The sequence below is a fragment of the Oceanobacillus halophilus genome, from assembly GCF_003628505.1.
Lineage (GTDB): Bacteria > Bacillota > Bacilli > Bacillales > Amphibacillaceae > Oceanobacillus > Oceanobacillus halophilus.
On record NZ_RBZP01000023.1, the window covers coordinates 14,154 to 30,222 of the forward strand.

Below are 16,069 nucleotides of genomic sequence, written 5' to 3' on the forward strand. Positions count from 1 at the left end.
ATTCGCTCCGGCAGAATACTTCGCTTTCCGCGGGCACGGCCTCAGCCTCCTCGCGGAAAAACCATCGCTGCGGGGTCTTCGGACACGTGCTTTTCCCGCAGGACAAGGAAGTCTTCGTCAGCATTACATCGCACGAAGAAAATTGCCCTTTATTTTCGAGGAGTCTCCGCATTCTGCCTCCGCTATCTTACATGCGCTAAAAATTTACAAAACTATAGTCTATAATGTCACGTTCGGGGGAGTTTTCCCGTAAAGAGAGTAATTTCCTAGATAAAATTAAGCAGAGCAGGAACTAAGCGAAGGAAATACACGGAGACTCCTTGAAAAAAAGGAGACCACTTTTTTCTGCGTGCGATGTAACCCTGCCAAGCGTTCCGATGAAGAGCATCGGTGAGACTACGTAGTGAGGGAACTACTTGAATCATCTTCCTCGTTCCCTTGCGCCGAGAAAGCCCGCTTCGAAGCACTACTGGAAGACGCAGGCGCACACGCTTTTCAGCACGAAGGAGGCTCATCAGCTCCCCGCGGAAAGCGGAGTGTATTTCCGTAGCGGTGTTAACGAATCGCTCCATTAGTTATTTATTCTTAATTAAATATATCAGGAGTTTCTATCAAATACGACAATAAAAAAGCAACAAAATTTACGATATGGCTCAGGTTCGTTGATTTTCGTTTTCATACCAATTTCATAGAGTCTCCTGACCACTTTACTACAAACCATGACCCATTTTTCCAGCTATAAAAATTCCTCCACAAATCAAAAAGAGCCAACCATCATATGGTTAGCTCTTTTAATCTATGCTAATCTTGCTTGTTGTTTTTCAATCCAAGTTTTCATTTTAATAAATAAAGGAACGAATAGAAGTCCTACTACTATCCCTTTAATTGCATTAAACGGGAGTACACCGGCAATAACAGAAGCCCAAATAACTTGTGGTGTCATTTCCCATCCCATAAACCAACCATATGCTGGTAATATAAAGAAATAGTTCAATACACTCATTCCGACTGCCATGATAACTGTTCCTGTTACTAGACCAGACACTACACTCTTAACATCTTTTCTAAATTTGTGATAAAACACAGATACAGGAACAACGAACATTAAACCTGCCAAAAAGTTCGCTACCACACCTATTGGATCCCCAGCACCAGAAACAGCTAGATAAAGTAGATTTTTCACTGCTACTACGATAACTCCAGCCATTGGAGAAAAAATAAGGGACGCCATCAGTGCCGGAACATCACTAAAATCGATTTTTAGATACGGTGGTAAAAACGGGAGCGGGAAATTCACAAAAAATAATACGAGTGAAATAGTCCCAAGTAAAGCTAGAATAATAAGTTTAAGTAATTTGGATGATTGTGGATTTTTTTTCATCATCATTTCCTCCTTCAATTTATCGATTCCTCTCTTGTCGTGAAGGAGAAGCCTTGGTCTGATAAAGAACCGCTATTAAACCATAAAAACCCTAAAGCCTAATGGGGCTTTAGGGTATAGTCATACAAATTTAATAGCAATTACGGTACACAAACATACCATAATCAGGCTCGACATCTTCTCTCATCCAGACTGTAACTGTCGGTCCTGGATTTTCACCAGGTCCACCACAATAGTAATTATTGCGGGTCGCGGACTTCAAGCTTAAAGCTATTTACCGCCGGTCGGGAATTTCACCCTGCCCCGAAGATTAGAATCGATTATTTAATTTTACAACATTATTATACTACTATAATATGCTTTTGAAAAGAGTTTTTCACTAATTTCTATTAAAAAGTATCAGAAGCTAATAGCCTCTACACCTTTTTAAAACATTCTCTCTAAAAGAAAGGACTATTTGTTGCTTCCTTTTCCTTTCCCGCTGTTATTGCCCTTTCCTTTATTTGGGTTATCCTTGCCATTACCTTTTCCTTTTCCTTTACCATTCCCATTATCCTCAACAATGCTTACTTTACCTTCAGCTTCTTCCATTGTTTCATTACCGAAGTCATCAATCACTTTCACTTGGATTACAGCACCTTCAGCAACTAAATCTCCCGGAGCTGTCCAGTAACCAACATAATGTCCCTCTGATGTTTCCATCATAGGAAGTTCCGTTGCATTCTGTACGTTAATATTCGTTAAAGGCATTAGCATAGAGAAGGTTGCAGTTAAATCTGCTTCACTGTCAAATTCAATCACAACCGTTTCACCTGCTTTAACCTCTTGGTCTTCTGTTGGTGTTACATTTTCAATTACTGGAGCAGTATAGTCAGCTTCGATTGTAATCGTTTCAGCAGCCTGATTACCAGCCGCATCCGTAGCAACTACTTCAATTTCATTTTCCCCTTCTTCAAGGATAATTCGTTTCGAATAGCTTCCATCTGTTACAGAAGCTTCCGCACCGTTTACTTCGACATTTTCAAGATTTTCATCTGCAATAGTTCCCTCTACACTTACAGTCTCACGATTTGTCTTATCTCCATCTACTGGATTATCAATCGTTAATTCAGGTGCCTCTGTATCTAGAGTAACGGTAACTGGTTCTGAAATATTCACTTCTTCGCCATTAGAATACGTAACTACAGTCAATACATTTTCACCTTCTGTAAGTTCAGCAGGGAGTTCAAAAGTGCCATTTTCGTCAATATCTACTGTATCTACTTCTTCCCCATTATTTAATAAGGAAATAGTAGTAGTAGGAGATGCTGTACCTTCAACTGTTAATTCAGATTCATTGGTAATGACACCTTCAGATGGTGAAGTAATTTCAGCTTTTTCTATGGTGTGAGCAATTCGAGCTCGAATCATGTAGTTACCTTCAGCAGCTGGCGATGGTGACCATGCTCCACTTACACTTTGATAACTTCTTCCAGCATTTTCACTGCTCTCATCTGTTGCCAAGCCAGGAACATTAGGATTAGCTCCTGTTTGAACATACACCATGTAGAAATCGCCTTCTACTTGGATATTCTGATCCCTGAGGTCAACAACCGTCCATTCATCCAAGCTTCGAATAGCTTCAGCATCAATTGGACCAGCTAATTTTTCACCCGGCAAACCATCTTCACCGGTTGCATCCCAAACTTCAACTGCAAATGGTGTGTCACCAGGAGTAGGCCAATCAGTACCATGGAATTGGAATACCCCATCCGTTACGATTGCAGAATCCTGTCCTTCTGGTAAGGACATCTTCACAGCCCATTTATTACCTGCATCATAGTATGCACGCGCATTTTCTGCTGTACCATCGTCATATCCAATTTCTCCACCAGGATAGGTGAATAATGGTTCTAATTCAATATTAAGTTCTTGGTCTTCATCAAAGTTTACTTCCATTTCCTTGCTATGGAAATCTCGAGCAATTACTTTCAATGTGTAAGTTCCTTCATATGCTGTTAATTCATAATTACCATCTTCATCTGTTTCAACAGGTTCAACATTTGCATCTTCCACTAATAGAAGACTTGCACCTTCGACAGGATCGCCAGAATTAGCACTCGTTACCGTACCATTAACTGTAGCTTGTGGTAACTCTTCTAAGGTGAAATTAGCAGTTACTGTTTCATCATCTGCAAGAGAAACGGACTGTTCCTCAGAATGATAACCATAAGCTTCCGCTACCAATGTAAAGTCTCCTGCTGGATGCATAAAAGAATACGATCCATCAGCTGGATTCGTTGCAACAGAACGGTCACTTTCTAGCACATTTACTTGTGCTCCTAAAGGAAGTAAGCTTGGGTGAACCGCATTAAGAGAATCAGTTACAGCTACATCGTCTTTTTCTATACTAGGTTTAATCTTACTTGGGTCTACTTTTTCCCCTTTCTTCGTATCGTTCTTTTCCCCCTTCTTAGTATCTGAATTTCCGATAATACCAAGGGATGCAGTTGGTTCATCTAATTCTAATGAAGTATCTGACAATGTAACATCATCGATAAACCAACCATCTCTTTGTACACTACCGTCTGTATCTAAATTAAATCCAAGATAGACACGTTCTCCAGCATATTCAGAAAGGTCCACTTCAAATGATTCCCAACCATTCGTTGTGTTCGTAAATTGTGCAAGTGGTGCCCAATCATCCATATCGGATGAAATAAACACATGTCCATAATCCCAATTATTTTCAATATTGTACCATTGTTCGAATTGAAGATAGGATTCTCCCTCTGGTAAATCTACTGGTGGCATTACTAAAGTTGAATTTTCATTGTTTGAATAAGTTCCTTCAGGGTTTGTCGCATAAACATATTCCCCGGAGGCAGCACTCTCAGGACCACTTGTTGGTACTCCGCGCTCCCATGTACTATTTTCACCAAAGATGGACCAGCCTGCAGGACTCTCTTCAAAGTTTGTGGAGTAACCTACAGAAACACCAGGAAGAATGGTAATAGAATATTCATCACTCGTTACTTCATTATCACCGAAGTCGTTGATAACCCATTGATACGCAAGTGTTTCTCCATTAATTATTTCTCCAGGGATTGTTGCTTCATATTCACCAGATTTATAATCACCTGAGATTCGACTAGCTTCCACAGATTCTCCATCAACGATTAACTCCACAGATGTCACACTAATGTTATCACTTACTTCAACTGTTAAATCTAAATCCATTCCTTCATAAGTTTCAGCAGGTGCAGAATGTTCAAAGACAGGTTCTTCTGCATCTTCTCCGTCAACCGTAACTTGACCTTCAATCGTTCCAAGTCCGGAAGCTACTGTACCAACTGCCGCAAAAGCATCTACTAATCCATGACCATATCCATTATTTGGCGCTTCTGGATATTCACTATCTGTCATTGGTACAGCTGTTTCTATTAATATTTCTTCAATTTCATCAACTGTCAAACTAGAGTTTGCAGATTCTAACAACGCAACAACACCAGCTATAGCAGGAGTTGCCATGGAAGTACCATTGTAACTAGCATAGCCACCGCCAGGTATAGAAGAACGAACTGCTACACCAGGTGCAGAAATATCCGGTTTGATTTCATCATATGGGGATGGACCACGTAATGAAAATTCCGCTAGATTATCGCCATTATCTGTTGCTCCAACCGCAAAAGATTCTGGATAGTTAGATGGCACTGCTACAGATCCAGGACCACCCGGATTAAATAAAGTGGTGTTTCCTGCTGCAAATGCAGGAAAGATATCTGCTGCTCTCCAAGCAATGACTGTATCACGGTACCATTCATCTAGACCAGAACCGCCACCCCAAGAGTTATTCACAACATCTGGAGCTTTCGAAGCATCTCCACCAGGAGCCAACAACCATTCAGCAGCTGCTAATAAATCCGTGTCATATGCTCCATCATCGGTAAACGCCTGAACGGCAATCCATTCCGCCCCTGGAGCTACACCTACTTGATTATTTCCATTTGTTTCACTACCTACCATTGTCCCCATTGTATGTGTTCCATGACCATCCGTATCATATGGTTCTGTTTCTCCATTTACAGGGTCAAAGAAACTATACGTATGATCCACGTCACCAGTTGCTGCATCATAGCCAGCGTATTTATCCATTAATGCTGGGTGATCCCATTCCACTCCAGTATCAATATTAGCTACAACTACACCAGCTCCGTCAATACCCATACCCCAAACATCAGGAGCGCCTACACGATCGATATTCCATTCGATACTTTGTGTTTCCGAATCAGGTGTTTCTTCTTTTACTGAATCAAATAATTGTCTTTGTTCGTTAGGCAAAATCTTTTCAACCTCGGCAAAGTTTGCTATCTTTTCTGCAATTGATTTTGTAGCTGTTACTGCCATCCCGTTAACAATATGATAAGAATGGTAGTCTTTAACAGCACCTTTTTCCTTTTGTTTTTCTAAGAACTCCTTTACATTAGCTTGTGATGTTAAAGCAGTTGCTTTTAATTCGGAAATAACAGCAGAGCGTTGCGCATGTTCTTGTCCATTCGCTGACAAGTTCGCTTTTTGTGCATTCTTTCTAGCTTCTGCCGCTACTTTCATTGAATCAGCTCTTTCACTAAACTTAACCAGGAAAGTTACTTCATCATCATCTTTAAATTGTGTTAATAATCGATCACTAACTTTCGTTTCTGCTAGTTTAGTAGAATCATTTAGTGACTCTGAAACTTTACTAGATTCAGCTAACGACACACTTGGTGCAACTAATGAAAATGTCATTAACACGGAAGCCGCAATACTAAACAGTTTCGTCTGTTTTTTTCGTTTCTTTCTCAATTTGTTTCCTCCCCTCGAATTTTAACACTTCAAATGTTTGGTTATGCAGCTTAGTAGTTTCACACCAAGTAATATCCATCTGTTATATGGGGTGTGTCCTCCAAAAAACCGCTGCAAATTTACATACTACCCTCCTTCTAGATGTATTTAATGATATAAAAGTACAATCTCAGTTGTTGATTCAAGTATAGTAGATAACAAGGGGAGTTATTGTCAGATAATGTCGATTTTAATCTGAATATTCAAAATTGATAGATTTGATACACATTTTCATCATTTGGTTCATGGGCTAAAATCCTAATTAAAAACCTTTAATCACTCATGTAGGTCTAAAATTACAAAATAGTCCACTTGTATTTAGGTCTCCTTATAAAAAATGATTAATAGGACCCATCTATATTCTGTAGATTGCATCAGATTTTTCCTAATAAAGAAATACAGGATATTTACACTACCTGAATTTACAATTTATAGGTACTATGCATTAACTAATCTGTATTACCCAGACAAGCATAGTTCTAATAACCTGAAGATAAATAATATAATATTTGAAACGTTTATAATTTTCACTTTAAAAATAATAGAAATTGTAGATCGATTTGATTAAAAGGTCTTGAACAAAAATCTCTCTTTAGTGAATAACGATAACTTTTGTAAGCAAAAAAAATAACAGACAACTAATAAAGTAGTTGTCTGTTATTTTTTCATTCTTATTTAGTCTTCTAATGGATTTAAACTTTCATTCCCGCTAAGATCAGAAATCATGGTTACAAGTAGTTCAATTTCTTCTTCCATATCTTTTAAACTAGCTGTTTCTACTGGAGAGTGCATGTATCTCAGTGGTAAAGATACCAAGGAGACAGGAACACCTTTTCCAGTCAGTCGCATTTTATCAGCATCTGTACCTGTCATGCGAGGAGTTAATTCGTATTGAACTTCCATATTAAGATTTTTTGCAGTATCCTCCAATAATTTGTTCATCTTAATGTTAATAGGGGCCCCTTTGGCTAATACAGGTCCTTTTTCCAAACGTACATCCCCGTGCTTATTTTTATTAACACCAGGATAATCAGTAGCAAATGTAACATCGCAAGCAATTGCCATAGTCGGATTGATACCTGCAGCAGCAAAATACGCTCCTCCCATGTTTGTTTCTTCGTTTACGGTACTTGCAGCATATACTCCGACGTTAACTCCCTTTTCAGATAAACGTTTTAGTACTTCTGCAACAATAAACGATCCCGTACGATTGTCTAAACCTCGGCCTGAAATATACCGGTCCATTAAAACTTCTGGTTCTGTCTTATATACACAAAGATCACCAATTTGGACATACATTTCTGCCTCTTCTTTAGATTGATAACCACAATCGATAAATAAATCACTTAAATCAAAATCATTTTTTAAACCACCATGATGCTGTGCGTTTACACCAATTACCCCTGTTGTGTTGCCTTTATAACCTAAAACTGTTACACGCATTCCAACGGCAGCTTTCGGATTAATTCCACCCATTTTATCAAAATGAAGAAATCCACTTTCGTCAATTCGATTTACAACAAGTGCGATTTCATCAGAATGACCTGCAAGTAGCACTTTAAAATCAGCATCAGGATTGAGTACTCCTATCGCATTTCCTGCGTTGTCCGTGATAATTTCATCAGCAAACTCTTTTACGTAATGGATCCACTTTTTTTGAATCTCCATTTCCATACTAGATGGAGAAGGAGTTTTTAATAGGTCTAATAGAAATTCCTTATTGAAATTTGTCATCATCTTTCCTCCTAAATTAAGCATCTATTCCCATGATAGCAAACATTTATATTTAGAGCACTTTTGTTTACGCATACATTTATTATCGATAAAATGATAGAAAAGAGAAATGAGGTTAGTAAATGGATTTAAATCAATGGTTTGAAAAAGGAATGTCTGCAACTAGTTATATTGAATCAATGGAGAAAAATAAAGATGGTTTAAAGCATATTTACCAAAACTTCCAGCTTCCAGATGAACAAGACTTTTTTAACAAAATCAAAGAAAAGAAACTCCGAGCTCTCGTATTAACCGAAGACTGGTGCGGAGACGCCATGTTAAATATACCAATTTTATTAAAGCTGTCTGATAAAACGGATATAGAAGTTCGTATGCTTTTACGTGATCAGAACCTAGAATTAATGGATCAATATCTGACGAACGGAAAGTCAAGATCCATTCCTATTTTTATTTTTATGGATGAACAAGGAAATGAAGTGGCTAAATGGGGACCGCGCGCAGGGAAAGTGCAACAGTTTGTTGATGAATCCCGAAGTAAACTTCCACCCCAAGATGATGTTGAGTATCAGATGAAAACAAAGGAACTTTTTTCGACTATGCAGCGAACTTTTCAAGAACATGAAGATTTTTGGAATGAAGTCTATCAAAGTATCAAAAGTGTATTATAGGTCTGAACGGAAAGAATGGTATTGATTCTAAATCAATACCATTTTTTATTATAGCTGTTTTCTAATTGCTTACGAAACAGCTTTTTCTATTGTCTATTTGCTTAAAAATACTTTTTCAAGTATATCATCCAATTTTATATGTCAATACTGTTAAAAAATCTCTCTTTAATAGGGTGACATGATGACGGCAAAATTTTTCAAACACCTATATTTCCGCTTACCAAACATAATTAAACTTCTAATATCTGTCGTTTTTATTATGACCCTCTTTGGAATTATTATCCATTTTGTAGAGCCAAGGCAATTTCCAACAATATTTGACGGGGTTTGGTGGGCGTTTGTAACGGCAGCAACAGTTGGTTATGGTGATTATGTTCCATTGACATCTTCTGGACGGATTGTTGCTATATCTCTAATACTAACCGGAGGCGGCATTATTGCTTTTTATATTTCCTCCATTTCTTCTGAGACTATAAAAAAGGAACATGACTTACAGCATGGAAAGTTACGATTTAAAGGTAACAATCATTTGGTCTTTATTGGCTGGAACGAACGAACAAGGCAATTAATCAAAACAGTTACAGATATATTTCCAGAAGTTCAAATTGTCTTGATCGATCGTACAGAGCGAAGAATTTATTATCAGGAATTTCCTGTTCATTTTATTCATGGAGATGCAACGGAAGATTCCATTCTAGACATGGCCAATATTCATCAAGCTTCTAGAGTCCTAATAACTGCAGACGATTCAAAAAACGAAAGACAAGCCGATAATTGGACTATCCTTTCCGTTTTAGCTGTGCGTGGCAATAACAAAGATATTCCAATTGTAGCCGAAGTTTTATCAAAAGTTCAGGTGGAGAATGCTTTAAGAGCAGGTGCTACAACCATTATAAGCTCTAACGATTTTATGAGTATTTTATTTTTCCATGAATTGTCCCATAAAAAAACAGCTGCTCCATTTGAAGATATCATTCAAATCTTAAATCAAAAACAATTTTCTCACACAAAATGCCCGAAAGAATTAGTCGATCTTACCTTTTTAGAAGCATCTAGTATATTATTAAAACAAGGACATCTCCTACTCGGTATCATCCGTGAGAAAGAATGTAAAATACATCCTCCTACTGGTTTTGTTTTAAAAGAAGGAGATATTTTGTTGTCACTACTAGATTGGTAAAAATCAATCCATTATTGCAAGGTAATTTTTTTATCTATCGTTATTATAATAGGTGAAATTCCCTTTGCGAGAATGACTAATGTATGTTAAAATAGTTTATTGTGTGAAAAGAATCGAATAGGAGTTGTTCAGCATGACAAATAAATTTGAGGCTGGTCAAGTATTAGACGGTAAAGTTACAGGTATTCAGCCATACGGAGCGTTTGTTGCATTAGATGACGAAACACAAGGACTAGTTCATATTTCTGAAATTACTCATGGATTTGTTAAAGATATTAACGATCATTTAACAGTTGGAGATGAAGTAAAAGTTAAAGTATTGAATGTGGATGAAGAAAAGAGTAAAGTATCTCTATCCATTCGTGCAACGGAAGAAGCACCAAAAAAACCTGCTAGAGTCAAAAAAGTACAAGCTGCACCCAAACAGCAAGACACAGAGACAGCTGGATTCAATACGTTAAAAGACAAACTTCAAGAATGGATTGAACAATCTGAAGAACGTGAAGGAACATTCAAAAATTAATTAATTTTTTCTTTAAAAACACGTGTAATCTTGCACGTGTTTTTATTTTTGCTTTTTGTCGTTACTACACATATCAAGTTTTGTTCAATATTTTACAATCTCTGTCTTGATTTAATATAGTGAATTCGATAAAGTATTTATGTACAAACTAACACAGTATTAGGATTTAAGAGGAGGATTACCATGACACACGTTTCATTTAAATACGATAAAGCATTATCATTCTTTAATCAAAGTGAAATAGATAATCTTAATGACTTTGTCGGCGCTGCACATAACATGTTACATAATAAAACAGGTGCAGGCAGTGACTTTTTAGGTTGGGTTGACTTACCGGAAAACTACGATAAAGAAGAATATGCACGCATCAAAGCATCTGCTGAGAAAATCAGAAAAGACTCTGATGTACTTCTAGTTATCGGTATTGGTGGTTCCTACTTAGGAGCACGCGCTGCATTGGAAATGCTTAACCACTCATTCCAGAACCTACTTTCAAAAGAAGAAAGAAATGCACCACAAATTATTTTTGTTGGACACCATTTAAGTTCTACTTATATGAGCGAGTTATTTGATGTTTTAAAGGACAAAGATTTTTCCATCAATGTTATTTCTAAGAGTGGAACAACGACAGAACCAGCTGTTGCCTTCCGTATTTTCAAAAAGCTATTAGAAGAAAAATACGGTAAGGATGAAGCCCAAAAACGCATCTATGCTACTACTGATAAAGAAAAAGGTGCATTAAAAACTTCTGCTGATGAAGCGGGATATGAAACTTTTGTCATTCCTGATGATGTTGGAGGAAGATATTCCGTATTAACAGCAGTAGGGCTCCTTCCAATCGCTGTTAGCGGCGTTTCTACCGACGACATGATGCAAGGTGCAAAAGATGCTATGAATGATTTCTCTGAACCATCTCTAGAGAAAAATGCTGCCTATCAATATGCTGCTGTAAGAAATATTTTATACAGCAAAGGCAAAGTAACAGAACTGCTTATTAACTATGAGCCAAGTCTACAATATTTTTCTGAATGGTGGAAACAATTATTTGGAGAAAGTGAAGGAAAAGACCAAAAAGGAATCTACCCTTCTTCTGCCAACTTTACGACAGATTTGCATTCACTAGGTCAATACATTCAAGAAGGTCGTCGCAATATTTTCGAAACAGTTCTGCATGTAAACAAGTCGAAAAAAGACCTTACACTTGAAGCAGAAGAAAATAATTCAGATGGACTAAACTACTTAGCTGGAAAAACTATCCATGAAATCAATGACAAAGCATTCCAAGGTACGATGCTTGCACATACGGATGGAGAAGTTCCAAACTTAATTGTTGAAGTACCAGAACTTGATGCTTATACATTCGGATATCTTGTTTACTTCTTTGAAAAAGCGTGTGGCATGAGTGGATACTTATTAGGGGTAAATCCATTTGATCAACCAGGTGTAGAAGCTTATAAGAAAAATATGTTTGCTTTATTAGGAAAACCAGGTTTTGAAAGTGAAAAAGAAAAGCTAGAAAAAAGATTATAATATATAATGTAAAAGCACCTCAACATTGGGGTGCTTTTCTTTTCTTAAACATACTTACACTAATCTACCTTCATTATAGATAGAAGCTATTTTCTAATAGATAAGTACTAAGGTTACCCCGCCCACCGAAGAGATTCTTTTTACCGTTTATGTTGCATTTTTTATAGAATGTGGATATCTTCACTTCAGAATAGTCTAGCGCTCGCGGGAACGGACTCAGCATCCGCTTTCATAGAAATTCAAGATATTTTGGGGGTATAGCTCATGAAATCACGTTTATATCAGTTAGCTTTCCTAAAAATAGCATATTTCTTGTTTATACATGTAGAGCACCAAACTAGCGGAGTATTTCCGCAACAGATGTTAAGCACATTCCTATGAATTCAGAGTATACGAATTCGTATCAATTCCGACATAATAAGCAACAAAACTTATGAAAGAACCTAAAAATATAATTATATTTTCGATCACAAATTTTTTTTAGAAAACAGGTTTATATTTTTCACACTCGGGTATAACTAATAACGTAAGACTTTCTCGTATTCCCCCTGTATGCAAGGCGTTTAGACGCTTTGCTTTTTTTTTTGGACTTTTTCCCAATATCTATCTACTTTTTCTGTTATAATAAGCAATAATTAACGTTTAGGAGGTTTACACTTACATATGAGTATTTTTGATGAAGTACATGATCGTTTAAATACACGTTCCATGAAGTGGGATATGCGCCATTTAGTTTTTGAATCCGAGGATGTATTACCTATGTGGGTGGCAGACATGGATTTCAAAGCACCAAAGGAAGTAAATGAGGCCTTGATCAAGCGTGCTGAACACGGCATTTATGGATACACAGCTGTTGATAATGAAGTAAAAGATTCCATAGTGAACTGGGTAAAAACAAGACATAACTGGGGCATTAACCGGGAATGGCTATCATTCAGTAAAGGTGTGGTCACTACCTTACACATGGCCATACGTGCTTTTACCGAAGTAAATGATAAAGTTCTAATTCAAACACCTGTCTATACTCCATTTTATAAGGTAATTGAAGCACACGACAGAAAGATTGTGAAAAATCCACTCTTTAAAGAAGACAATTATTATAAAATTGATTTTAAAGACTTTGAGGAAAAGTTGAAATCAGGAGTTAAAGCATTTATTCTATGTTCTCCACATAATCCTGTGGGCCGAGTTTGGAAGAAGGAAGAACTAGAAGAAATGGCCAGACTATGTCTGAAGCATGATGTAGTTATTCTTTCTGATGAAATACATGCTGATTTAGTATTTAATGGAGAAAAGCATATCCCTATCGCTTCTCTTTCTGACGAAATTGCAGCTAATACGATTACATGCATGGCACCCTCTAAAACATTTAACTTAGCTGGTTTAGAAGCATCATATGCCATTACAACAGATAAAGAAAAACGCGAGAAGCTAATTGATGAATTTAATAAGCAGGGACATGGAAATGGACTAAATACCATGGCGAATACGGCATTAGAAGCCGCATACAAATACGGTGCACCTTGGCTTAATGAGTTAAATTCTGTTTTGGAAGGTCATAAAAATTATGTAACCGAACAATTAGAAAACCGAACAGATTTAAAAGTTACTCGTTCAGAAGGGACATATCTTCTCTGGATTGACTGTAGTGCATTAAATTTAAATGCCGAAGAATTAAAACAGTTTATGATTCATCAAGCAAAAGTCGGATTAAATACTGGAATCGATTATGGTGAGGAAGCTGCACAGTTTATGCGTATGAACATCGCCTGCCCACGTGCAACGATAGAAGAAGGAGTAAATAGAATCATTGAAGCAGTAAACAATAGATAAATGTAAAAGAGGCGGGACATAACTAAAGTGTTTAACTCAGAAAACGAACAATGTGCTACATTGCGGAGGAAATATACGTAGACTCCTTGAAAAAAGAAAACCATTTTTTCTGCGTGCGATGTAACCCTGCCGAAGCGTTCCTTGTCCTGCGGGAAGAAGAGCATCGCTGAGACTGCGTAGTGAGGGAACTACTTGAATATTCTTCCTTGTTCCCTTGCGCCGAGAAAGCCCGCTTCGAAGCATTACTGGAAGACGCAGGCTCACACGCTTTTCAGCACGAAGGAGGCTCACCAGCTCCCCTAAGGTGCGCGTAGTATATTTCCGGAGCGGTATTTATGCACCAATCCACCAATCATGTTCGGGTTTTCCTTTGAGAAAATACTTTTGTCCCGGCCTCTTTTTCTTATTCATCCTGGTTCTCATTTGTTTCTGTTGGATCAGAAGGAGTTTCTTCTGCGGAAGATTTGCTATCAGCGTTAGGATCAGCCTTTATTTCTCCACAAATAATACGTACTCCTGAATCACCTGCGGGCTGACTCACTCCATCATCTTGGGATTCATGAACAACTAATGATGTTCCATCTCCTCTTAAAATCGATTGTTTCCCATCTGTTAAAGTTGCTCCAGCAAGCATCAATTCAGCATCCACTAATCCTCCAGCGTCTGCTTCAATATTTGGTAAATCCCCAAGATGAGATCCTTTTGGGTGCATTAATCCATGTTCATTTCCTTCTGGATCAAGATGATTTCCTGCACTTTGAAAATCTGGCCCCTCACAGGACGAAAATTCATGAACATGTATCCCATGAAATCCTGGCGACAGTCCCTCTAACTTTAACTTAATTTGAACTCCATCTGGCATCTCATTCAATGTAGCATTCCCTACCATATCCCCCGCAGCATTATACATTTCAACAGTTCGTGTTGTCTCATCAGCTCCACCGTTACAAGCAGACAAAACAAAAATCATTAAAATTAAAAACATCACACGCATGAAACTAACCCCTTTTAAAGCGCATTTTCCAATATTATTCACCATCCTACCAAATTTATTCAAGGAGTGCCTGGCACTTCCCGGATTTTGTCGAAAAAAAGTGTTTCTTTCATTATTGAAAGAAACACTTTTTTTACTTACCTTTCACTTTTAGCTTTAGCTGATTCCTTTAGTCGTTTTTCATATTTTTTATTGAATTCCTGTTCATCTTTTTTCGATTTTCGGTAGAACAAGTACATGGCTATACCAGCTAAAGTCATAAAAATAACAAATGATATGACAGCAGGGATATATTCTGCTTTATCCTCAGGAAAATATAAAAATGGCATGAATAGATACATCGAATCACTTCCTTCTTTTTTCATTATACCAAAATATAAATTGTTACCCAATCAATCGAATCTTATTATTCGCTTATTCCTTCTGTTTTTGGCAATATACTAAGTGGAGGTGTTCATTTTGGCGGAAGTAAACATTGGAGATATTGTAAAAGCCCACTATAACTCAGGAACATACATTGGAAAAGTAATAGAAGATAGAGGGCAGAACTACCTAATAGAAGTCCACGCTGTTCACAAACATCCATTGCAAGGTGATTTGCATAACTACGGTAAGATAGATGTTGTATTCCATGAACGCAAGGCACTTTTTTACAAAGAGAAAATGAACGTAAAAAAACCAGCTGTACATTTATACGAAGAAAACATTCCATCATATGGCGAATCACTAAAGAAGGCTGTTATTACCTATAAAGAAAAACTGGAACAGGAAGATTCAGATTATAGCCGGGCTGCTATCTCAAAATTAAACGATTTAGAAGAAAATTATTATAAAAAAAGCTACTATAACATAAAAAGCTAGGGGAAGTAACTTCCCTCTAGCTTTTAGTTTTACCTTATTCACCTAAATGTTCTTTAATTACTTCACCAAGAGCTTGAACTGCTTCTTCTTCGTCACTGCCATCAGCAGTAATTTCAATCTCTGCACCATTAGGGATTCCTAATGACATAACGCCCATAATGGATTTTAAGTTTACACTTTTCCCTTTATAATTTACGTTAATATCAGATTGAAACTGACCAGCTTTATTAACGAGTAAAGTAGCCGGACGAGCATGGACTCCTGTTTCTGCAGTAATTGTAAATGTTTGTGCCTTCATTATATTCATCCTTCCAGTACTATTAAAATTCTAGATCGTACGTTTTTTATATTATGTACGAAATGACTATATTTATTATATACAATAACAGTCATTTAAGAAACCAAAAAGAACATTTTTTCAACATTTCCTTCTAAAATTTGTCTTTATTTTTACATTATGATAACGTTATTTTGAAAAACATGACTTGAGGAGGATTTACCG

Annotated in this window: 12 protein-coding genes and 1 riboswitch; of the genes, 6 read left to right on the forward strand and 6 right to left on the reverse strand. The window is 37.1% G+C overall.

The window, feature by feature from the left end; translation table 11 throughout:
• Positions 1–796: 796 nt before the first annotated feature.
• From D8M06_RS17435 to D8M06_RS17445, 3 genes are all read right to left on the reverse strand, one after another.
• Positions 797–1,384: an ECF transporter S component gene (locus tag D8M06_RS17435; RefSeq protein ID WP_421904686.1), complete on the reverse strand. Its 588-nt coding sequence runs from the start codon at positions 1,382–1,384 to the stop codon at positions 797–799.
• A gap of 168 nt (positions 1,385–1,552) precedes the next feature.
• Positions 1,553–1,696: riboswitch (FMN riboswitch) on the reverse strand.
• Positions 1,697–1,834: 138 nt separating this feature from the next.
• Positions 1,835–6,205 (reverse strand): S8 family peptidase, encoded by a 4,371-nt coding sequence (locus tag D8M06_RS17440; protein ID WP_241558983.1) that lies wholly within the window; start codon positions 6,203–6,205, stop codon positions 1,835–1,837.
• Between the two features lie 714 nt (positions 6,206–6,919).
• On the reverse strand, positions 6,920–7,978 hold the full coding sequence (locus tag D8M06_RS17445; protein ID WP_121205870.1) for a M20/M25/M40 family metallo-hydrolase: 1,059 nt from the start codon (positions 7,976–7,978) through the stop codon (positions 6,920–6,922).
• Between the two features lie 122 nt (positions 7,979–8,100).
• On the opposite strand from D8M06_RS17445, the gene D8M06_RS17450 reads away from it, so the two are divergent.
• The 5 genes from D8M06_RS17450 (at position 8,101) to D8M06_RS17470 (ending at position 13,712) form a co-directional block, all read left to right on the forward strand.
• Positions 8,101–8,646, forward strand: coding sequence for a thioredoxin family protein (locus D8M06_RS17450; protein WP_121205871.1), 546 nt, complete (start codon positions 8,101–8,103; stop codon positions 8,644–8,646).
• A gap of 181 nt (positions 8,647–8,827) precedes the next feature.
• Positions 8,828–9,826 carry a potassium channel family protein gene (locus tag D8M06_RS17455; RefSeq protein ID WP_121205872.1) on the forward strand — a complete coding sequence of 333 codons (999 nt, stop codon included), beginning with the start codon at positions 8,828–8,830 and terminating at the stop codon, positions 9,824–9,826.
• Between the two features lie 133 nt (positions 9,827–9,959).
• Positions 9,960–10,349, forward strand: a complete 390-nt coding sequence (gene yugI / locus D8M06_RS17460) for a S1 domain-containing post-transcriptional regulator GSP13 (RefSeq protein ID WP_121205873.1) — start codon at positions 9,960–9,962, stop codon at positions 10,347–10,349.
• A gap of 183 nt (positions 10,350–10,532) precedes the next feature.
• Positions 10,533–11,879 (forward strand): glucose-6-phosphate isomerase, encoded by a 1,347-nt coding sequence (locus D8M06_RS17465; protein ID WP_121205874.1) that lies wholly within the window; start codon positions 10,533–10,535, stop codon positions 11,877–11,879.
• A 663-nt stretch (positions 11,880–12,542) separates the two neighbouring features.
• The gene (locus D8M06_RS17470) at positions 12,543–13,712 is read left to right on the forward strand and encodes a MalY/PatB family protein (RefSeq protein WP_121205875.1); all 1,170 of its coding nucleotides are present in this window, start codon (positions 12,543–12,545) and stop codon (positions 13,710–13,712) included.
• A 403-nt stretch (positions 13,713–14,115) separates the two neighbouring features.
• On the opposite strand, the gene D8M06_RS17475 is transcribed toward D8M06_RS17470, so the two are convergent.
• Both D8M06_RS17475 and D8M06_RS17480 read right to left on the reverse strand, forming a co-directional pair.
• Complete coding sequence (locus D8M06_RS17475; RefSeq protein WP_121205876.1) at positions 14,116–14,706, reverse strand: superoxide dismutase family protein; 591 nt, start codon at positions 14,704–14,706, stop codon at positions 14,116–14,118.
• Positions 14,707–14,843: 137 nt separating this feature from the next.
• Positions 14,844–15,098, reverse strand: a complete 255-nt coding sequence (locus tag D8M06_RS17480) for a hypothetical protein (RefSeq protein ID WP_338323001.1) — start codon at positions 15,096–15,098, stop codon at positions 14,844–14,846.
• 67 nt (positions 15,099–15,165) lie between these two features.
• Here D8M06_RS17480 and kapB point away from each other — a divergent pair, with 67 nt between their 5' ends.
• On the forward strand, positions 15,166–15,567 hold the full coding sequence (gene kapB, locus D8M06_RS17485) for a kinase-associated lipoprotein KapB (protein ID WP_121205878.1): 402 nt from the start codon (positions 15,166–15,168) through the stop codon (positions 15,565–15,567).
• A gap of 34 nt (positions 15,568–15,601) precedes the next feature.
• Here the strand turns inward: kapB and D8M06_RS17490 are convergent, their stop codons facing one another.
• Positions 15,602–15,865 (reverse strand): phosphocarrier protein HPr, encoded by a 264-nt coding sequence (locus tag D8M06_RS17490; RefSeq protein WP_121205879.1) that lies wholly within the window; start codon positions 15,863–15,865, stop codon positions 15,602–15,604.
• Positions 15,866–16,069: the final 204 nt, after the last annotated feature.

Excerpts from the sequence above, each read along its gene's own strand:
- D8M06_RS17470 (WP_121205875.1), top strand. The coding sequence starts at position 12,543 with ATGAGTATTTTTGATGAAGTACATGATCGTTTAAATACACGTTCCATG.
- D8M06_RS17450 (WP_121205871.1), top strand. The coding sequence starts at position 8,101 with ATGGATTTAAATCAATGGTTTGAAAAAGGAATGTCTGCAACTAGTTAT.
- D8M06_RS17465 (WP_121205874.1), top strand. The coding sequence starts at position 10,533 with ATGACACACGTTTCATTTAAATACGATAAAGCATTATCATTCTTTAAT.
- D8M06_RS17455 (WP_121205872.1), top strand. The coding sequence starts at position 8,828 with ATGACGGCAAAATTTTTCAAACACCTATATTTCCGCTTACCAAACATA.
- D8M06_RS17445 (WP_121205870.1), bottom strand. The coding sequence starts at position 7,978 with ATGACAAATTTCAATAAGGAATTTCTATTAGACCTATTAAAAACTCCT.
- D8M06_RS17490 (WP_121205879.1), bottom strand. The coding sequence starts at position 15,865 with ATGAAGGCACAAACATTTACAATTACTGCAGAAACAGGAGTCCATGCT.
- yugI (WP_121205873.1), top strand. The coding sequence starts at position 9,960 with ATGACAAATAAATTTGAGGCTGGTCAAGTATTAGACGGTAAAGTTACA.
- D8M06_RS17435 (WP_421904686.1), bottom strand. The coding sequence starts at position 1,384 with ATGATGAAAAAAAATCCACAATCATCCAAATTACTTAAACTTATTATT.
- D8M06_RS17475 (WP_121205876.1), bottom strand. The coding sequence starts at position 14,706 with ATGCGTGTGATGTTTTTAATTTTAATGATTTTTGTTTTGTCTGCTTGT.